The sequence below is a fragment of the Argonema antarcticum A004/B2 genome, assembly GCF_023333585.1.
Taxonomy (GTDB): domain Bacteria; phylum Cyanobacteriota; class Cyanobacteriia; order Cyanobacteriales; family Aerosakkonemataceae; genus Argonema; species Argonema antarcticum.
This window is the reverse complement of sequence record NZ_JAIQZN010000122.1, coordinates 1-19,420: the sequence shown is the minus strand read 5'-3', so window position 1 is coordinate 19,420 and position 19,420 is coordinate 1. Positions and strand designations below refer to the sequence as shown.

Below are 19,420 nucleotides of genomic sequence, written 5' to 3'. Positions count from 1 at the left end.
TCTCCCACTCTCCCACTCTCCCACTTCCCCACTCCCCCACTCTCCCACTTCCCCACTCCCCCACTCTCCCACTCAGCACTCAGCACTCCCCACTCAGCACTTTGCTGTATGTGCGATCGCCAACAAAATTCACAATTATCCTATAAAGTAATGTTCGCGTAACTGTCCCAGATGGTGTTTCTCATGACAAAAGTCCACACCACCGAGGAACTGATCGAAATTTTGGCACACGAGCGCCAAGCTTGTCTGACTGGTCAGCGTCTTAATTTAACGGCTAAAGCTTCTGGCAATCCTTTAATTGACAAGTTTATCAAAAGCGACGGCGTGCAAAAATTTACGGCTTATCAAGACTTTAAAGCCACCATTCACCGCTATCAGAGGGAAAACCAAGTTTCTGGCATTGTCTGGCGGCAAATTGCTCTCAAAGGCAAGACTCTGCGAATCCCAGAAGTAGATGCCGAGCTGATTGCTTTACCCAGCGATATGGAGACACTGAAAGCTGCGAAAGCTGACCTACTGGCATTCTGGCATGAAGTGACGGCAGGTATGGATTTATACTTGAGTGTAAATAATGGCAAAGACTTTCGTGCGATCGCACCTGCTGATGTGCTGAGAATTTCTTATAAAACAGAATGGGCTGGTTTGTGCAAGTTTGAGAAGTCCGATTTCTTGGAAATAATTTTGCAGATGGGATGGGGAAAGCCAGAGGAAGCTGTTTACAAACGAGGCTGGCCAACTTCCGGTAGCGAGTATATCCATGCGGTGAATCCCGGAAATCGGCCTATTTGTTAGTTTCAGTGTTCGGCTTAACCGCTGTATAAAAACGACGCACTTGCGCCCGTAAGTATTTCCATTGGTCGATCGCGTGGAGTGCGATCGCACAATTAAGCGACGCATCCCAGCAAACTGTAGAATCTCTATAGGACACTAACCGGGTTCTTGACCAATTGAATGATACCACCCAAGTCCTACAGGGAATCAGATCAAGCCGCGTGGCATTGTGATTGTATTTCTCCGAGATACACCACCCATCCTACAAATAGATTAGCTAAAGTTATCACGCCTTTGTACGAGAGAGCCAGAATGGCTCAATGGTGAATCTCCAAGTGCGATCGCTTGTGTCTGCTCAACTGTAAACTGTTTGCTGGGAGTGTGTTTAACGATGGTTTCCTCAAAAGAAGCTGCCCCCACGTTGCTCAAATTCCGCCTTCGCACCACCCTCGTGGTGCCATTCGTCCTGCAAATTGTGGGAACAGTTGGATTGGTTGGCTATCTCTCATTCCAGAATGGTCAAAAAGCCGTCAACGATCTGGCAAGACAATTGCGGAGTGAAGTCACCGCCCGAATTGGAGCAGAACTTCGGACATATTTGGGTAGTCCTCACGATTTCAACCGATTGAATGCGGTCAGGTTTTCTGAGGGTAGTTTTGACATGGTTAAGGCCAGCAATGCTAAGCAATTTCTCACCCAGGTAGAGATTTCCCCCTTTGTATATTCAGCTTACTGTGGGGACTCGCAAGGACAATATCTGGGCGCTTATCGCTTGTTATATCAGGCATCCTCAACCATTGCTATGTCGGTGAGCAATGCGGAAACAAACTACAATTTTTACTTTTATGCAATGGATATTCAGGGGAATCGGCAACGACTCTTGCAAAAGCTCAAACCTTACGATCCCCGGAAACGCCCCTGGTATATTGCTGCGGTAAAGGCAAAGCGAGGGATTTGGAGCGAAGTGTACCTGGATTTTGCCAGTGGACTCCCCACCATTACCGCCAGCGAACCAGTTTATGACTCATCGGGCAAAGTTGTGGGAGTTTGTGCGACGGATGTTGTTCTTTTAGAGGATTTAAGGAAATTTTTGGCAAGTTTGTCTATTAGTAAGACAGGACAGGCATTTTTGATCGATCGCTCCGGTTTCGTACTTTCTAGTTCAACGGATGAACCACTCAAAGTCGGAGAGGGTGAAAATGCCAAGCTCCTTGTCGCCACCGAAAGCAAGACACCCTTGGTGCGAGAAACCGCTCGCTATTTGCAGCAACAGTTTGGCAAATTTGAGCGAATTGAGCGAGCGCAGCAGTTAGACTATTTGTTGCAAGGGGAACGGCAGTTCGTGCAGGTTTTACCGTTAAGTGATGGTAGAGGGATTGATTGGTTGATTGTGGTCGTCGTGCCAGAAGCAGATTTCATGGAGCAAATTAATGCCAATACCCGCATCACAATCCTGTTGTGTTTGCTGGGATTGGTTGTGGCGATCGTCGTAGCAATTCTCACTGCCAACTGGATTACTCGTCCCCTGAAGCAAATTGCCAAAGCCTCACAAGACATGGCAAGCAGCAATTTCAACCAGAATGTTGAACCCAGCCAGATTATTGAACTCGAACAACTAGCAAACTCCTTCAACGATATGGCAGGGCAACTGAAAAACTCCTTTGACAAACTCAATTCCGTCATTGCCCAAGCCAATCAAGTGGGGATGAAAGTTACCGCATCCACTACCCAAATTGCAGTTTCTGGCAAGCAATTAGAAGCCACCGTCATACAGCAAGCCGCTTCCACAAACGAAGTGAACGCTACGGCAATTTCTATTGCTGCCACCTCTGGGGAATTAGTTAAAAGGATGGAAACTATTACTCAACAAGCCCAAGCCACAGCCGAAGCCACCAGTAACAGTCAAGCCAACCTCCAGGAAATGGCAAGTACGATGGATCAGTTGGCAACTGCCACAACCTCCATTTCCTCCAGGCTGGGGGTGATGAATGAAAAAGCCAATAACATCAATAGCGTGGTGACCGCGATTACGAAAGTGGCGGATCAGACAAATTTACTCTCACTCAATGCCTCCATTGAAGCTGAGAAGGCAGGAGAGTATGGGGCAGGTTTCGCCGTCGTCGCTAGAGAAGTCCGGTGGCTAGCGGATAAGGCGGCTCAAGCTGCCCAGGAAATCGAACAGATGGTTCAAGAGATACAATCTTCTGTTGCCAGTGGTGTGATGGAAATGGATAAGTTCAGCTTCCAGGTAAGCAACCATATAGAACAGGTTGGTCGCATCAGTGGGCAAATCGCATCAGCTATAGAACAAGTGCAGAGTCTTACACCCCAATTTGAGATTGTGAGTCACAGCATGGAAGACCAATTTGAGGGTGCTAGGCAAATCAGTAGTGCGATCGCGCAATTAAGCCAAGCATCCCAGCAAACTGTAGAATCTCTACAGGAGACTAACCGGGTTCTTGACCAATTGAATGATACCACCCAAGTCCTACAGGGAATCATCTCCAGTTCGGTGGCATGAAGCTATTAGCGCAGCGTGATTTTTTCGTTTACTCAAAACTAATAAAAAAGCACCTTTTTCAAGGTGCTAAAGACAACAACTATGATTCGCTCAATCTTTTATGGATAAGTACGATTATGGTTACGAGTTCCGATAGATGCACCAACCATCGACGCCACTAAACCCAGTAATGAGCCAAACACAAAGTGCTAATCACCTTTGAGTTTTACTTTAGAGTTAGATTTACGTCGAGGATATCTACCACTAGAAGGAATGCTTGGCTCTATCAAAAGAAGGAGATATAATACTCACAGGAAACTTCTAGCGATATCAATGGATAAATACTTATTGTTTCGGTAAATCGATGGGGTTTGAAAATTTTCAAGCCAAAGATAAATTAATAATTGTTTTTATATAGCAATTTTAAATTAACTGAAGGTCGTCTGACCAAATTTGTCGAAGATTGGGGCGTGCAAGTGATTGGCGGTTGTTGCGGTACTCGTCCTGACCACATTGAAGCATTAGCAGAAATTGGCAAAACTCTCAAACCGAAAGAACGGCATCCCAGCTACGAACCATCCGCAGCATCAATTTATACTGCACAGCCCTACGAACAGGATAACTCATTCTTGATTGTAGGGGAACGGCTAAACGCCAGCGGTTCCAAGAAGTGCCGCGACTTGCTGAACGCCGAAGATTGGGATGGATTGGTATCTTTGGCGAAATCCCAAGTGCGCGAAGGGGCTCATGTCCTCGATGTGAACGTGGATTATGTGGGACGAGACGGGGTGCGGGATATGAGGGAATTGGTGTCACGGGTGGTAACAAATGTGACATTGCCCTTGATGCTGGACTCGACAGAATGGGAAAAAATGGAAGCGGGTCTGAAAGTGGCCGGAGGTAAGTGTATACTTAACTCGACCAACTATGAAGATGGTGAAGAACGTTTCTTCAAGGTTTTGGAAATAGCTAAAAAGTATGGTGCTGGTGTAGTAATTGGTACGATCGATGAAGATGGAATGGCGCGAACAGCAGAGAAGAAATTTCAAATTGCCCAACGCGCTTATCGTCAAGCTGTAGAATATGGTATCGCACCCCAAGAAATCTTTTTCGATACTTTAGCATTACCAATTTCTACAGGTATCGAAGAAGATCGCGCCAACGGGAAAGCCACAATTGAATCTATCCGTCGCATCCGTAAAGAATTACCAGGAAGTCATGTTATTCTTGGTGTTTCTAATGTTTCTTTCGGCTTAAATCCAGCCGCGAGAATAGTGCTGAATTCCATGTTTTTGCATGAAGCAATGCAAGTAGGTGCAGAATTAGGAAAAATGCGCTCACCCTCCACGAATACACCTCGAATCAGACGAATACTTTCTGCTTGTGGATTTAAGATTTGTTCAACTAGATAGTTGAAGTAAGCACAGTCTAACCTATGCGCTTTGGATCTCTCTGGATTCTGCCGAGGTAAAGGTCTATTTGCTTGTCTGAACGCCAACACCAGCACCACCATCCAGTTGAGTATTGCCGCCTTAATTTTGGCAATTATTATTGGCATTCTTACCGCCCGCTGGGTGACACAGCCAATTCTTCAGCTAAATTTGGCAGCAAAAAACATTGCTAAAGGGGAATGGAAGCAAACCGTTGATATCGATCGCACCGATGTAGTAAGCCATTAACCAATGCAAAAACCACAAGTTCTGGGCGACTGACTTCTTTTTCCCTTTTTTATGTTCAATTTGAGCAACAGTCATTTTGATTGCCTCTTATATAGCAGTTCCCGCTGTAATGGAGTACATTTTAAGTAGGGGTGTAGGGGCGAAGCATTCCGGTAATTAACCTCTGCATATAACCGATAAGTTATCTCCCGGAATGCTTCGCCCTTACTTCTGTACCTGAAGATTGGGAATATGGCATCGGAAATGCCTCATACAGCAACCATTTTAGCTATGGTTCATTATTCATCAAATTACCAATGAACAATGAACCATGAACAATGAACTAATCAGCAACTTTTTTGCATCTGACAAAGTAAGACACCAAACCACTGATTTGGGTCAGTCCAAACCTGAAGCGGCACTAAACCATGTGTCCGCAGTTCTTGCTGCACGAGATTGAGGTCGAATTTGCGGGAGATTTCCGTCAAAATTGTTTCGTTTTCCTCAAACTCAACAGTTAAGTCGAGAGCGCGTAATTGCACAGTTTGCGATCGCATACTCCGCAAGTGCATCTCAATTTGGCACTGAGATTTGTTGTAAAAAGCCCAGTGTTCAAACAGCGTCGGATCGAAATCCCCATCAAAACGCCAGTTCAGATGCTCCAGCATATTCAAATTAAAAGCAGCTGTAACGCCAAGGCGATCGTTATAGGCAGCCTCTAACAGATGGGGCGACTTTTGTAAATCTATTCCCAGCAAGAAATACTCGCCCAGATTGAGAGCGTCAGTAATTTGCCAGAAAAAGCGATCGCACTCCTGACGATCCAGATTACCCAGCGTACTGCCCAAAAAACAAATCATCCGCGCCGGTAAGCGAGACGGTGCCAAACCTTTCAGCGCCAATTCGTAAGTGCTAACCAAAGCGCGAACCGCAAGCGATGGATAATCTGCCAGCAATTCCCTAGCACTGCTTTCCAGAATCCCAGCGCTCACATCAATCGGAACATAGCACAGGGGATACTCTAGTTCGCTATAAGCATCCAGCAGAATCCGGGTTTTAGTTGAGCTACCGCTACCCAATTCCACAACTTCACACGCACCAGTTAGCCGCGCAATTTCAGCAGCACATCCTTGCAAAATAGCTGTTTCCGTGCGCGTCAGATAATATTCCGGTAACTCGCAGATTTGCTCAAACAGCTCCGAACCGCGATCGTCGTAGAAATAGCGCGGCGGTAGGGATTTCGGAGTTTGACTTAACCCCTTAACCACATCGCCACCGTCAATCTGTCGATCTTGTGAAAGCGCTTTAGGATTGAGTAGATGCTGTATTTGCAAGCGGTTTGCGATCGTGTATTGAGAAGCAGCCTTGCCGCTTACAGTCTGAAAAATGGACATTCAACCTCCGTTTGTCTGGCAGCAATTGCGATCGGAACAGTCCGCTAGAGCTACACCAACTAAGAATGGTTTACTCAAATGGACTCAGCAAGTGAAACACAAAGCAGTACAGAATAAAATCACGCCTAAGCAAGAAGTTTCGCGCTGATGTTTGTTCGTTCCGCATTTTCCCACTAAAAGGGTGCCGATCTCATCCGAAGGCCCATATAAAAAGTAAAACCCCCAATACCCACCCTAGTAACAGACTCATCCCCAGGCATCTCGTTTGGATTAAATTTGCATCAGTCCTGGGATAGGCAAATTAGCTAAACTGAGGTTAACGTAGTTAGTTATGCTAAGACAGTAACAATCAGCCCAAAGCCGAAAAAGCTGTCAGCCTAAACAAAAAAGCAAAGTTTTAATAATTCCGATCGGTACTGCTTCGATTGGAAATTAATTCTACGATCGATAGGCATACACTCCCACTCTGTAACATCATAATGCTCTCACTCCCTGGCTACCAAATCACCGCCGAAATTTACAGAAACTCTCAGACAGTCATTTATCGAGCCAAACTGCTAGAGCCTGAAAAAAACGTTATCCTCAAAACTATTACTGTTGAATATCCCACGCCAGCCGAAATCCTTCGACTCAGACACGAATACGAAATAATCCAAAATTTGGATAACCCAGGAATAGTCAAAGTTTTAGGATTAGAAACTTGCGATCGCGTCCCCGTATTAGTCTTAGAAGATTTCGGCGGCACTTCACTCAAAGAAATTATCACTTCTCACCAACTCGATTTAACCAACTTTCTGCGGATTGCCATTCAGCTAGCAGAAACTTTAGCACAGTTGCATCGAAATCACATCATTCACAAAGACATTAAACCCAGTAACATCATCTTCAATCCAGACACAGGCGAGGTAAAAATTACTGACTTTGCCCTCGCCTCCCAACTCTCAAGAGAAAACCCGATCGTCAGCAATCCCCATTTACTAAAAGGCACCCTCGCCTATATGTCGCCCGAACAAACAGGTCGAATGAATCGAACGATCGATTATCGTACCGATTTTTATTCCTTGGGCGTCACCTTTTATGAAATGCTGACAAGTCAGCTACCTTTCCCAACCAACGACCCGATGGAATTGGTTCACTCCCATATCGCCAAACAGCCAATATCTCCCCATCAGGTTAATCCAGAAATTCCCTCATCAGTGTCTGATATTGTCATAAAGTTATTATCCAAAACTCCTGAAGATAGATATCAAAGTGCTTTTGGATTAAAAGCAGATCTGGAAACCTGTCTAACGCAGCTAGAAAATACTGGCAATATTTCAGATTTTTCGATCGCTAGTTTTGATAAATCCGGTCAACTAACAATTCCCCAAAAACTTTATGGCCGCGAGTCAGAAGTAGCTATTCTCATGGATGCTTTCGTTCGCGTAGCGTCTCCCCAGGAGAATCGCGTAGCGTCTCCCCAGGAGAATCGCGTTGCAGCAGGAAGCACAGAAATGATCCTGGTTGCCGGTTATTCAGGCATCGGCAAATCAGCCTTGATACATGAAATACACAAACCAATTATCGGGCGGCGGGGTTATTTTATAGACGGCAAATTCGACCAGTTTAAACGAAATATTCCTTATTCTTCTCTAATAGAAGCTTTTCAGAGTTTGATGCGGCAAATTTTAACCGAAAGCGAAGTACAAATCCAACTTTGGAAACAGAAACTTTTAGATGCCCTTGGCCCTAACGCTCAAATGATTATTGATGTTATTCCAGCAGTGGAACTGATTATCGGTAAACAGCCACCTTTACCACAATTAGGGCTAAGCGAGTCACAAAATCGGTTCCGTTTGGTTGTTCAAAATTTTATTCATGTTTTTACTCAAAAAGAACACCCGATAGCGATATTTCTTGATGATTTACAGTGGGCGGATTTGGCATCCCTGAAGTTGATTACACTGCTAATGACCGACCCTGACAGCCAATATCTGTTGTTAATTGGGGCTTATCGAGATAATGAAGTAGATGCAACTCATCCTCTGATATTGACATTAGATAAGATTCGCAAAAAGGGTGGTGTAGTTAATACTATTTTCCTCAAAGCTTTAAATATTAATAATGTCCAAAAAATAATTATCGACACCCTCAGTTGCGACATCGATCGCGGACAAGCTTTAGCGGAATTATTGCTGAATAAAACCAATGGTAATCCCTTCTTTTTAACCCAGTTACTCAACTCTCTCCACTCAGACAACCTGCTTACCTTCAATTTCAACATAGGAAACTGGGAGTGGGATATCAAGCTTCTTCAAGGTATGGAAATCACCGAAAATGTCATCGAACTAATGGTAGACCAAATCCAGAAACTATCGGATAGTACGCAGAACGTATTAAAACTGGCTGCTTGTATTGGCAATCAATTTGATTTAGGATTTCTCTCGATTATCAATGAAAAATCTCCTTTTTCAACCGCTGCTGAGCTTTGGGAAGCGCTTCAGGCAGGTTTTATTTGGCCGATCGACGATGACTATAAAATTGCTTTGATTGTCAGCGATCGCCAAACCGAACAACTGACAGTTAAATACAAATTTTTGCACGATCGAGTGCAGCAAGCCGCTTATGCCTTAATTCCAGAATCCCAGAAAAAAGCTGTTCACCTGCAAATTGGTCGGCTGCTATCAAGTAATACACCCACCTCAGCACGTACAGAAAAAATATTTGATATTGTTAATCATCTGAATCTAGGTTGGGAATTAATTGACCAAGAAGAAGAACGAGTCGAATTAGCAAAATTGAACTTGTCAGCCGGAAAAAAAGCTAAAGACGCAACGGCTTATGCTGCCGCCAACGAATATTTTACAATTGGCATGAAAATTTTAACCGGAGATATCTGGGAAAAATACTATGACTTGGCTTTTCATCTGCATAAAGAACGCGCAGAATTAGAGTATTTTAACGGTAATTTCAAGCAATCGGAATCATTGATTTATCTGACCTTGGCACAAGCTAAATCACCCTTGCATAAGGCAGAAATGTACAATATATCAATCGTACAATATACCATGCAGACCAAATATGCAGAGGCGATCCAAGCCGGTCGAAAGGGTCTGAAGCTGCTAGATATCCATCTACCTGAAGAAAAGTTACAGACCGCAATTTATGTCGAACTATCTGAAGCAAAGAAAAATTTTGGAAATCGCGAAATATACAGCTTAGTTGATGCGCCAGAAATGACTATTCCCACAAAAAAGATGGCTATAAAATTGTTAAATAGCATGATGGCACCCGCCTATTTTTTCGATCAAAATTTGTGGCTATCGATGGTTGTTAAAACAGTTAATTTATTTTTTAAATACGGTCATACTCCCGACTCACCGCACGCCTATACTAGCTATGGAATTATCCTTGGTGATATTGAAGGTAATTATCAATCTGGCTATGAGTTTGGTCAGCTAGCCTTGAAAGTCAGCGATAAGTTCAACGATCTCGCTCAGAAATGTATAGCTTCTTGTGATTTTGCCAATCTTATACTTCCTTGGGTGAAGCATATAAAGCACGCTCATCCCATCAACAATGATGGGTATCAAGCAGGTTTAAAAGCCGGGGAAATGCACTTTACTGGATACACACTTTTCCAGCAAGTATTTAATCTATTCTATCAAGGCAAAAATCTTGAAGATATATTAGCCGAAATTTCAATCGCTTTGCATTTTTGTATAAAAACCCAAAACAAGATGTCAACAGATTCGATATTGGCTTTGCAAATGACAGTTATTAATTTAATGGGAATTACCTCAGATAAAACTATTTTTAAATTAAAGGAAATGAGCGAATCACAATATTTTGCCAACTGTTATTATCATCAAAACTTGTATTCGTTAGTTCTATATTATATTTTGAAAAGCCAGGTTCTCTATCTCTACGGTCACTACGATCAAGCACTCCTGTGCGTTTTGGAAGCTGAAAAGCTACTCCTTTCTATAATCAATACCTTCGCCGTTGCCGAGCTTAATTTTTATTACTCACTCATTCTTTTGGGACTTTATCCTACTGTTTCAGAAAAACTGCAAGAAAAATATTTGCATCAATTAAAGACAAACCAAAATCAGATGAAAATATGGGCAGATAATTGCCCTGAAAATTTTTTGCATAAGTATCTTTTAGTCGAAGGAGAATTAAGTGCGATCGCAGGTAAATATTTAGAAGTAATAGACTTGTACGATCGCGCAATTCAATTAGCTAGAGAAACTGAGTTTTTTCAAAATCAAGCATTAGCAAATGAACTAGCCGCAAAATTTTGGTTGTCTAAAGGTAAAGAGAAAATTGCTAAATCTTATATGAAAGAAGCCCACTATGGCTACCAAAGTTGGGGCGCAAAACGCAAAGTGGAAGATTTAGAAGAAAAATATCCTCAGCTGCTGTCTAAAGAATCTATCCAGATTACAACAGGACTTCAGATGATTACTAGCACGACTTCTTCAACCAGTAGCGATAATGCAGGTGTCCTAGACTTGACGACAGTTATGAAAGCATCCCAAACCCTAGCAGGTGAAATCCTTATCGATAAGTTACTGGCTAAGTTAATGACAATTGCGATTGAAAACGCTGGCGCTCAAAAAGGCTTTCTGATTCTAGAGAAAGAGGATAACTGGGTAATCGAAGCTGAAGGTGTCGTAGATTCTCATGATGTCACCGTACAGCAATCCGTTCCGGTAGACTCTGTAGATACTTCCAGTCAGATACCCATCCTGCCAGCCGCCATCATTAACTATGTTGCCCGTACCCAGGAAAATGTGATCTTAAATGATGCAGCCCATGATGGACAATTTACTGGCGACCCTTATATTATCGCCGTTCAACCCAAATCTATTCTCTGCACTCCCTTACTTCATAAAGGCAAATTAACTGGAATTTTATACCTAGAAAATAACCTAACCGCAGGTGCATTTACCCAAGATAGGCTAGAGTTATTAAAACTATTATCGTCTCAGGTTGCCATCTCGATTGAAAATGCTCAACTTTACAACAACTTACAGCGTTTTAATCAAAACCTAGAGCAATTAGTAGACTCCCGTACCCAGGAACTTTCACAAACCCTAGAAAACCTCAAAGCCACGCAAACCAAACTGGTCGAATCTGAAAAAATGGCTGCCTTGGGAGGATTGGTTGCTGGCGTTGCCCATGAAATCAACACTCCTATCGGCGTCGGCGTCACAGCTGCCTCTCTCTTAGCTCAAAAAACCACAGCGTTTTTTGAAACCTACAAAGCCGGTAACATGAAACGCTCTGAGTTAGAAAAATTTCTGGATACCGCTATGCAAAGTAGTAGTATGATTTTAGCTAACCTCAATCGGGCAGCAGAACTGATCCACAGTTTCAAACAGGTGGCAGTCGATCAATCTAACGAATTTAGACGCATCTTTAAATTAAAAGAGTATCTTGAGGAGATTATGCTTTCTTTAAGAGCAAAACTCAAAACAACTAAACATAAAGTCGAAATTAATTGCGATGAAAATCTCACCCTAGACAGTTATCCTGGTGCCTTATCTCAGATTGTGACCAATCTGGTGATGAACTCTCTCATCCATGCTTATGAATCGGAAGACTCTGGACGTATAGTTTTTAATATAGAACCAGATGGAGAAAATATTATATTTAAATATACTGATGATGGTAAAGGCATCCCACCAGAAAATTTAAGCAAGATATTTGAGCCATTTTTTACTACTAAACGCGGTCAGGGTGGTAGTGGATTGGGCTTACATATTCTTTACAACCTGGTCACCCAAAAACTCAATGGCACTATCAAATGTGAAAGCCAACTGGAGATGGGAACTACGTTTATTATGCAACTACCAATTCAAATTAGTCATGATTAATAGCTATATCAGTGCATCCGTGTATATCTGTGTCGTCATCGATCGGTGAAAAAATGTTAAACTTAAGAATAATCAAGGAGAATCAAATATGTCAGAAGGAAATGAAGAACCATTTTTGGCTGAGGAAGATGACGAATTAATTTTTGCTGAAGAAGACGATGAACGACTATTACCCAACGATCGAGAATCGAAAGATTCACCGATAGAGTCAAGTTGGAAAGTTTTAATTGTAGACGATGAAATCGAAATTCACAATGTCACCAAACTAGCGTTGGATGATTTTATATTTGAGGGTAAATCCTTAACCTTTATTAGCGCTTGTTCGGGCAAAGAAGCTAAAGAATTAATCGAAGCGCACGCCGATACGGCTATAATTTTGCTAGATGTAGTAATGGAAAATGATGAGACCGGCTTGGAGGTAGTTAAATATATTCGCGATGTGTTAGGCAATAAGTTGGTACGAATCATTTTACGTACAGGACAGCCGGGAGTAGTGCCAGAAAATCTGGTGATTGTTGACTATGATATTAATGACTATAAAACTAAAACTGAACTGACCACGCAAAAGCTATTTACAACAGTGGTGACAGCTTTAAGAGCGTTTCGCGCTCTGATAACAATTGAAACTAGCAAAAAAGAACTGGAAAGAATTGCAGCGGCTTCCGCCCGTTTTGTCCCGCGTGAATTTTTGAAATTTCTGCAAAAAGAAAGTATTGTTGATGCCAGACTGGGCGATTCCGTGCAGGCAGAAATGACGATTATGTTTGCCGATATTCGCTCCTTTACGAGTATGTCGGAGAGCCTTTCTCCCAAGGAAAATTTTGATTTTATCAACGAATACTTGAGTCGAGTTGGCCCAGTCATCCGTCAGCACAACGGCTTTATTGATAAATATATTGGCGATGGCATCATGGCGTTATTTCCCCATACAGCTGATGATGCAGTTAAAGCAGCGATCGAAATGCAAAAACAGGTCGTGTTGTATAATTTACATCGACAAAACAGTGGTTTTGCGCCCATCACTATCGGTATTGGCTTGCACACTGGTAGTTTGATGCTGGGCACTATTGGCGAGTTGGAACGGATGGAAAGCACGGTGATTTCAGATGCAGTGAATTTGGCATCTCGTATGGAAGGCTTAACGAAATTTTATGGTGCGGGTATTGTAATTACCAAAGAAATCCTTTCTCAGTTGGATAACTCCGAACAGTACAAATATAGGTTTCTCGATCGCGTTAAAGTAAAAGGGAAGCAGGCTGCTGTGAGTGTATTTGAAATTTACGAGGCTGAGCCTGAGTCGATCGCATCTCTCAAAACGCAAACCAAAACCGATTTTGAACAAGCGATCGTTCTCTATTACCAGCAGGAATATGCTCAAGCACAGCAACTGTTCGATCGCGTTTTGCAAATGAATGAGCAAGATAATGCCGCCCGTCTTTACTGGAAACGCTGTCAGATGTCGTCAATAACTGGGCTACCGCCAACGTGGTCAGAAATGGAAATTTAGGGCGAAAAACTGGCACAGCGAAATCCTGCCAAAATTTGACGCACACCAGGATGATACCAATTACGAAAACTACAGCGCAAAGCCCAAGGACGAGTTGCCCAACTGCCGCCTTTTAGCACCCGATGCTGCCCATCAAAATAAACTTGGGAATAACCGCGATAGGGATAGTATTCAAACCCTTCGTAACCGTCAAACCAAGAAGCCGTCCACTCCCAAACATTGCCCAAAGCATCCTCCAAACCGTAAGCACTTTTAGCAGCTGGGTAAGCATTTACCGCCGTGGTTCGATTTTGGATTTGGGAATTTGTTTGTTGCTTCTGTACATAATTGTAATTACATAAATGCGTATTTGGTTCTTCTTCTCCCCAAGGATATGTGCAAAATACCCCAGCTGCTGCATCCCAGCTAGCTGCTTTTTCCCACTCTGCCTCTGTTGGCAATCTTTTACCCACAAATCGAGTATATGCGTCTGCTTCGTACCAGCTAACGCCGCAAACTGGATGATTATCCCACGCTGAATCTTCTAACCAATAAAGCGGCTGAGTAATTGGGTTTGCTTGCAGCCACTCCCACCCAGCAAGCGACCACCATTCGGGGTTCTGGTAGCCTCCTGCTTGCATGAATTTGCGGTAATCTCCGCAAGTTACCGGGTAGCGATCGATCCAATAGGTATCCAAATAAACCCGATGTGCTGGGCGTTCGTTGTCCAAAGCATCGATCGAGTCATTCCCCATCACAAACTCACCCGCCGGAATTTCAATTATTTGTTGTCCTTTGTCAGTTGTCATTTCTTCTTCACAACTGACTAATGACGATTGACTAATGATTAATGACCAATTTTCCAATTGCAATAGAAACGATATTATTTCGCTATGTTGACTTTCATGCTGAATCATAAATCGCCAGAGACGTTCTTGCTCATCTAAAGGTGCTACTTCCAGGTAATCAAAAACCTGTTTTCTCACAGTATCTAAGTAGCAAATAACTTCTGGCAGCGTCGGTAAATGAACCCGTTTTCCCTTCGGTAAGCCATCAGCTGCAAATAAGCTGTGGTATTGTTTAAACAGAGATGATTTGCCAGCACAACGCTCCAGCAGCCAGAGCGACTCTGTGTAAGCAATGTGACCTAAATGCCAACCAACAGGGCTAAATTCAGGATGAGGTTGATGGCAAAAGGTATTGTAATCAACGCCTTGAAATATAGCTAAAGTACCAGCACGGCAAAGCTGCATCCACTCTTTAATCTGCTGTCGCCGTTCGTCTGTTGTGCTGGGCTGAGTTGTTTGAAAACTAAGAGATTTGGATATCAAGATCTTCTCCCACACTAATAATGCTATTTTCAGGAAAAGCGCTCCAATTGCCAGCGAATAAAGGTTCGGAAGCAATAATTACTGCCTCTGGAAAAGTTGGATCGTCTCGCAGCCAATACAGTGAGGGTGCAGGCTTCTGGGTGGAAAAGCGAGAGGAAACCAGGCGGCGTCCATCTGTAACAATGATGTTGGCAGAGACATTAATTTCATGAAATTGTGCTAATTCAGCCAAGGTTATTAACGAGTTTTGCAATGCCTTTTCTAAAGTAATATCTGGGTTAACCGTTAACTCATTAATTAACAGAGCAAAAATGTGTTCTGAATCTGTAGAACCGTCAATACCTTGGTAAACTTCATTGCTTAGTCGGTTACGTATAGGTCTATATAATGTCTGCCGAAAATTTTGGATGAAGCCGTTGTGAGTGAATAACAAATGTCCGTAACGAAAAGGTTGACAGTTGCTCAAATCTACCGCTTGACCGGAAGTAGCGCTGCGGACATTGGCGAGTATACAGCCTGACTCGATATAGCGGCTGAGATTGGGCAGGTTAATATCGCTCCAGATGGGCAGCGTATTTTTGTAGATGAAGGGGTCGGTGTCTCGCTGCGGGTGATACCAACCAATACCAAAGCCATCGGCGTTGAGCAACCCAGAGGTCATCTCCCGTGGTTGGTAACTCTGTTCAATCAGCGAATGTTCTGGTTTGGACAGAATATAATCAAGTAGGATGGGTGGGCCGAGATAGCCAAGTAATCGGCACATACTGAGGTAATTTAGAAAGATATTATTTTAGCGCATATAATAGAATTGACACTCTGTTATTTTTATGGTAAGGAAGATGAAAATAACTCTGAATAAGATATGTGGCAGCGTCGCTACAGCTACAGTGTTGGCGTTTCCGATAGTTTTGTTAGCTAGTGTACAGGCGCGTGCGATCGACATTCCTCAGCGAGGTACAAATGGTTTATTTCGGTCGAGTTCTGAAGACTTCTTCAGGGAAGGAAGGCGGCAGTTTGAGAGAGAAGTTCAAATTCTACAAGACAGACGCCTTTCTTCTGAAGAACCTATCCTTAAGAGGGATGACGTGCGGATACAAGAGCAATTATCGCCGCTAGAAATGCGTAACAATTCGCCTGGTAGTGTCGATAAAAATGGCTCGAATAAATCTCGAAATTTTGGCACAAGCAGGCGCTAATAGTAATGTAGGCAGTACCCAATAAATTATGACAACCTTAATGAGGAGGTACAATTGATTGATGTCTAACGCAATGATGGTGATTTTCCCATATCGATACGAACATACCTGGGTATTTGACGATGAAGGAGTTGGACTTGTACGGGAACCATTTGTCAGCGGTATACCCGAAATGATCGATATTCTCGTTCAAGATATTCCGACTGCGGATAAAGGTTTCAAACTTTTGTTTTCCGTAAACCCTTTTCCAGGATATCAAGCCGAACTGGTTTGGTTGAGAGAAGAGTACGGCGGTAACTGGTATCGCTGGCCCCCAAAAAATATGGAAGGGTGGTTATGTCCAGCATTGTTCAAGTATTTCAGCGAACCGCCCAGAAAAATATACTGCAAAGCTGAAAAGCTGCATTCTTCATTATCTGCCATACCCAATAAATTATGAATATTGAGCAGCAGCTACTCCCCGTAATTTCAGAACAGCCATACCCGCTTTTGTTCGCTACAATTAGCGGGGCGCATTTGTATGGTTTTCCCTCACCAGACTCTGATTTTGACTTGCGCGGTTCTCACATTTTGCCGGGGTCAGAAGTAGTTGGATTAGATCCAGGACGTGAAACTATCGAAGTTTCGGTATTTCGCAACAAACTGGAAATTGACCTGGTAACTCACGACATCAAAAAGTTCTTTTCGTTGCTGCTCAAAAAGAATGGTTATGTTTTAGAGCAGTTGTATTCGCCTTTGATTGTTCGCACTACGCCAGAACATGAGGAATTAAAAGTTATTGCCAAAGGTTGCATCACGCGCCATCACGTTCACCACTATTTCGGATTTGCTGAAACGCAATGGAGATTGTTTGAAAAAGACAGAAGAGTTAAACCGCTGCTTTATATCTACCGAGTCTTGTTGACTGGTATTTATCTGATGCAAACAGGGGTTTTAGAAGCTAACTTAGTGCTATTGAATGAAAGCTTCAAATTGCCTTACATTGCCGATTTGATTGCCCGAAAGTTAGAGGGAGTAGAAAAATCTGTTTTGGAAGATGCTGATATAGCATTTCATCAGGTAGAATTTGAGCGTTTGCGGGGTGAGTTGGAAGCTGCTTTTCAGAGTAGTATATTACCGGAAGCGCCTTCTGCTAAGGCGGAGTTGAATGAGTTGCTGGTACGGTTGAGAATGGGGTCTGTTGGTTAGCGCGATCGCACGCCAGACCACTTGCCCGCCAGGGATTTAAATCCCTGGCTAATAGCGAAAGTCCACTTAAGTGGACTGAAATCCTATCCTAGTCCTGGGATATGAAGAATTTGCCAAATGAATAGGAGCTAAGTTTATGAATGAAACTCTTTACGAACAGGATTATTACTTGTGGTTGGAGCAAACATCTAACCAGTTAGATGAAGATCGGTGGAACGAGATAGATATACGTAATTTAGTGGAGGAAATTAAGGATATGGGAAGGAGTGAGAGACGATCGCTTGAGAGTAACTTAACCATCGTCTTACTCCATTTGCTTAAGTACAAATACCAACCAACACACCGAAGCAATAGTTGGCTTTCGTCAATCATTGAGCATCGGCTAAGAATAAAAAAACAACTGAAGGAAAGCCCTAGTTTGAAACCTTATCTAGAACAGATTTTTGAGGAGTGCTATGGTGAGGCGGTGCTTAGAGTCGGTGTTGAAACTGGGTTGCCTTTTACCACTTTTCCAAACCAGTCGCCTTTTACAGTTGAAGAAACTCTCGACATCGAATACTTGCCAGAAGCGATCGCTCCTGATGTAGTATAAGAAACGATCGGGCTGCTCAATATATAGCTGGCGATCGCACGCCAGACCAAAAGTAGGGCAGTCCAACTCCCTTTTACCTTAGAGATTTGGCTAAAAACTAGACATATCCGCTAAAGATACCTATACTACAAGTATTACAAATTTATTGAGAAAATAAGGAGGCGGCATTAATGGCACGCCTGAATCAGATTATTGCGATCGAGAAAGGCATCAAAAGCAAGTCATTTCAAGAACTGGCGGAAGTACAAAAAACGCTTCAGAAGCCAGCGCTGCTTGCCGGAATTGCCCGAAACTACCGCCCCAAGGATGAGGAGGGCGAACAACTGCCACCAGAGTCCAACAAAGTGCAGGTGAAGGCAGAAGACATTATCCGCCAAACGGTTGAGATTTTAACCAAGCTGTTTGACGTGACAGCCAGCAAAGATTGGACAAATTGCCGTGCGCGTGCAGATGTGGTTGTCGATGGACAAACCTTGTTGACTCAGGTGCCAGTTTCCTACTTGCTATTTCTGGAGAAGCAATTGGTAGACTTGCAGGCATTCATCAAAAAGCTGCCTGTTCTAGAAACGTCCGAGACTTGGACATTCGATCCTTCGGCAGACTGCTGGGCAACTGAACCGATCCAGACTCTCAAAACCAAGAAAATCCCGCGCAATCACGTTAAGGCTGAAGCTACTGACAAACATCCCGCTCAGGTAGACGTTTATTACGAAGATGTCACCGTAGGATATTGGCGGACGGTGAAGTTTTCTGGGGCTTTACCAGCTACGCGGATTAACGAATTGCTCGATCGCATTGAGCGGTTAAGCCAAGCTGTTAAGTTTGCCCGCGAGGAAGCAAACAATTCTGAAGTCGAACAGCAGCAGATCGGTGAGAGATTCTTCCAATATATTTTTGGAAATACCTAATAAGTTAGAAAGGTGGGAAATTCCCACCTTTTTTGCTTGCATTATGCCAAGATTTGAGTTATATTAATAATCGGAGTACAAACTCAGACTAAAACTTTAATTTAAACGACGATTAAGCTGCTATTCTGTAGCTTAACCGCTCAGTCAAAATCAAGTTATTACTCCAAACTCAGCATTCACCGCCGATCGCCAAAGCGAATGTCTGGGGTCTAGTATCGTCGGATGTTGGCTCATTTCCAACCTGGCCCGCCCACATGGGCCGGTAGTTCAAAGGTAGAACACGACGATGTAAAGCTTGAACCCTTGACTTAAAAGCAAGGCGTGTGCAAATGGGCGGTAAACCGAGACCCAGGGATTGGCAATTTCCCTGGGTTTCATGCGTTAATTATTGTCTGATATCATGCCCGGTTGCATCGGTAGCGTAAGCGTGATGCGAGAAATCGTCTGTTGTCATTGAGGGTTAAATTTTTACCACAGATGTAGGCGCTTCGCCTTCCCGTAGGGTAGACAGATGAACACAGATGAACACAGA

15 protein-coding genes and 1 pseudogene are annotated in these 19,420 nt (G+C 43.2%); 12 read left to right on the top strand and 4 right to left on the bottom strand.

Annotated elements, in window-relative coordinates; translation table 11 throughout:
- The first annotated feature begins 183 nt into the window (after positions 1-183).
- Entirely contained in the window at positions 184-792 is a 609-nt protein-coding gene (locus tag LAY57_RS31445) for a hypothetical protein (protein WP_249071125.1), read from the top strand.
- On the opposite strand, the gene LAY57_RS31440 is transcribed toward LAY57_RS31445, so the two are convergent.
- Entirely contained in the window at positions 782-928 is a 147-nt protein-coding gene (locus LAY57_RS31440; RefSeq protein WP_249071124.1) for a hypothetical protein, read from the bottom strand. The genes LAY57_RS31445 and LAY57_RS31440 overlap by 11 nt on opposite strands.
- 234 nt (positions 929-1,162) lie before the next feature.
- Between LAY57_RS31440 and LAY57_RS31435 the strand changes: the two genes are divergently transcribed.
- From LAY57_RS31435 to LAY57_RS31425, 3 genes and pseudogenes are all read left to right on the top strand, one after another.
- Positions 1,163-3,292 carry a methyl-accepting chemotaxis protein gene (locus LAY57_RS31435; protein WP_249071123.1) on the top strand — a complete coding sequence of 710 codons (2,130 nt, stop codon included), beginning with the start codon at positions 1,163-1,165 and terminating at the stop codon, positions 3,290-3,292.
- Positions 3,293-3,687: 395 nt separating this feature from the next.
- Positions 3,688-4,593: pseudogene (locus LAY57_RS31430) on the top strand (dihydropteroate synthase); the annotation flags it as partial.
- A gap of 120 nt (positions 4,594-4,713) precedes the next feature.
- The gene (locus LAY57_RS31425; RefSeq protein WP_249071122.1) at positions 4,714-4,950 is read left to right on the top strand and encodes a HAMP domain-containing protein; all 237 of its coding nucleotides are present in this window, start codon (positions 4,714-4,716) and stop codon (positions 4,948-4,950) included.
- 326 nt (positions 4,951-5,276) lie between these two features.
- Here the strand turns inward: LAY57_RS31425 and egtD are convergent, their stop codons facing one another.
- A complete protein-coding gene (egtD, locus tag LAY57_RS31420; RefSeq protein WP_249071121.1) occupies positions 5,277-6,323 on the bottom strand; it encodes an L-histidine N(alpha)-methyltransferase in 1,047 nt (348 codons plus the stop codon).
- Here egtD and LAY57_RS31415 point away from each other — a divergent pair.
- The 3 genes from LAY57_RS31415 to LAY57_RS31405 all read left to right on the top strand — a co-directional run bounded on the left by LAY57_RS31415 (position 6,316) and on the right by LAY57_RS31405 (position 13,694).
- Positions 6,316-6,471, top strand: coding sequence for a hypothetical protein (locus tag LAY57_RS31415; RefSeq protein WP_249071120.1), 156 nt, complete (start codon positions 6,316-6,318; stop codon positions 6,469-6,471). The genes egtD and LAY57_RS31415 overlap by 8 nt on opposite strands.
- Positions 6,472-6,802: 331 nt before the next feature.
- Positions 6,803-12,187 carry a trifunctional serine/threonine-protein kinase/ATP-binding protein/sensor histidine kinase gene (locus LAY57_RS31410; RefSeq protein WP_249071119.1) on the top strand — a complete coding sequence of 1,795 codons (5,385 nt, stop codon included), beginning with the start codon at positions 6,803-6,805 and terminating at the stop codon, positions 12,185-12,187.
- A gap of 88 nt (positions 12,188-12,275) precedes the next feature.
- Positions 12,276-13,694 (top strand): adenylate/guanylate cyclase domain-containing protein, encoded by a 1,419-nt coding sequence (locus LAY57_RS31405; RefSeq protein ID WP_249071118.1) that lies wholly within the window; start codon positions 12,276-12,278, stop codon positions 13,692-13,694.
- Here the strand turns inward: LAY57_RS31405 and egtB are convergent.
- Both egtB and egtC read right to left on the bottom strand, forming a co-directional pair.
- Positions 13,691-15,004, bottom strand: a complete 1,314-nt coding sequence (gene egtB / locus LAY57_RS31400; RefSeq protein WP_420839163.1) for an ergothioneine biosynthesis protein EgtB — start codon at positions 15,002-15,004, stop codon at positions 13,691-13,693. The genes LAY57_RS31405 and egtB overlap by 4 nt on opposite strands.
- Positions 14,985-15,767 carry an ergothioneine biosynthesis protein EgtC gene (egtC, locus tag LAY57_RS31395; RefSeq protein WP_249071117.1) on the bottom strand — a complete coding sequence of 261 codons (783 nt, stop codon included), beginning with the start codon at positions 15,765-15,767 and terminating at the stop codon, positions 14,985-14,987. Before egtC ends, egtB begins: the two co-directional genes overlap by 20 nt.
- 76 nt (positions 15,768-15,843) lie before the next feature.
- Here egtC and LAY57_RS31390 point away from each other — a divergent pair, with 76 nt between their 5' ends.
- The 5 genes from LAY57_RS31390 (at position 15,844) to LAY57_RS31370 (ending at position 18,888) form a co-directional block, all read left to right on the top strand.
- Positions 15,844-16,200, top strand: coding sequence for a hypothetical protein (locus tag LAY57_RS31390; protein WP_249071116.1), 357 nt, complete (start codon positions 15,844-15,846; stop codon positions 16,198-16,200).
- Positions 16,201-16,261: 61 nt separating this feature from the next.
- Positions 16,262-16,639 (top strand): DUF6717 family protein, encoded by a 378-nt coding sequence (locus LAY57_RS31385; protein WP_249071115.1) that lies wholly within the window; start codon positions 16,262-16,264, stop codon positions 16,637-16,639.
- On the top strand, positions 16,636-17,388 hold the full coding sequence (locus tag LAY57_RS31380; RefSeq protein WP_249071114.1) for a nucleotidyltransferase domain-containing protein: 753 nt from the start codon (positions 16,636-16,638) through the stop codon (positions 17,386-17,388). The genes LAY57_RS31385 and LAY57_RS31380 overlap by 4 nt, the downstream gene beginning before the upstream one ends.
- Positions 17,389-17,524: 136 nt before the next feature.
- Positions 17,525-17,980, top strand: coding sequence for a DUF29 domain-containing protein (locus LAY57_RS31375; protein ID WP_249071113.1), 456 nt, complete (start codon positions 17,525-17,527; stop codon positions 17,978-17,980).
- A 170-nt stretch (positions 17,981-18,150) separates the two neighbouring features.
- Positions 18,151-18,888 (top strand): DUF7873 family protein, encoded by a 738-nt coding sequence (locus LAY57_RS31370; RefSeq protein WP_249071112.1) that lies wholly within the window; start codon positions 18,151-18,153, stop codon positions 18,886-18,888.
- The last annotated feature ends 532 nt before the right edge of the window (positions 18,889-19,420 follow it).

Bases quoted from the DNA above. Each gene is read 5' to 3' on its own strand.
- LAY57_RS31445 (WP_249071125.1), top strand. From the start codon at position 184: ATGACAAAAGTCCACACCACCGAGGAACTGATCGAAATTTTGGCACAC.
- LAY57_RS31435 (WP_249071123.1), top strand. From the start codon at position 1,163: ATGGTTTCCTCAAAAGAAGCTGCCCCCACGTTGCTCAAATTCCGCCTT.
- LAY57_RS31415 (WP_249071120.1), top strand. From the start codon at position 6,316: ATGGACATTCAACCTCCGTTTGTCTGGCAGCAATTGCGATCGGAACAG.
- egtD (WP_249071121.1), bottom strand. From the start codon at position 6,323: ATGTCCATTTTTCAGACTGTAAGCGGCAAGGCTGCTTCTCAATACACG.
- LAY57_RS31410 (WP_249071119.1), top strand. From the start codon at position 6,803: ATGCTCTCACTCCCTGGCTACCAAATCACCGCCGAAATTTACAGAAAC.
- LAY57_RS31405 (WP_249071118.1), top strand. From the start codon at position 12,276: ATGTCAGAAGGAAATGAAGAACCATTTTTGGCTGAGGAAGATGACGAA.
- egtC (WP_249071117.1), bottom strand. From the start codon at position 15,767: ATGTGCCGATTACTTGGCTATCTCGGCCCACCCATCCTACTTGATTAT.
- LAY57_RS31390 (WP_249071116.1), top strand. From the start codon at position 15,844: ATGAAAATAACTCTGAATAAGATATGTGGCAGCGTCGCTACAGCTACA.
- LAY57_RS31385 (WP_249071115.1), top strand. From the start codon at position 16,262: ATGTCTAACGCAATGATGGTGATTTTCCCATATCGATACGAACATACC.
- LAY57_RS31380 (WP_249071114.1), top strand. From the start codon at position 16,636: ATGAATATTGAGCAGCAGCTACTCCCCGTAATTTCAGAACAGCCATAC.
- LAY57_RS31375 (WP_249071113.1), top strand. From the start codon at position 17,525: ATGAATGAAACTCTTTACGAACAGGATTATTACTTGTGGTTGGAGCAA.
- LAY57_RS31370 (WP_249071112.1), top strand. From the start codon at position 18,151: ATGGCACGCCTGAATCAGATTATTGCGATCGAGAAAGGCATCAAAAGC.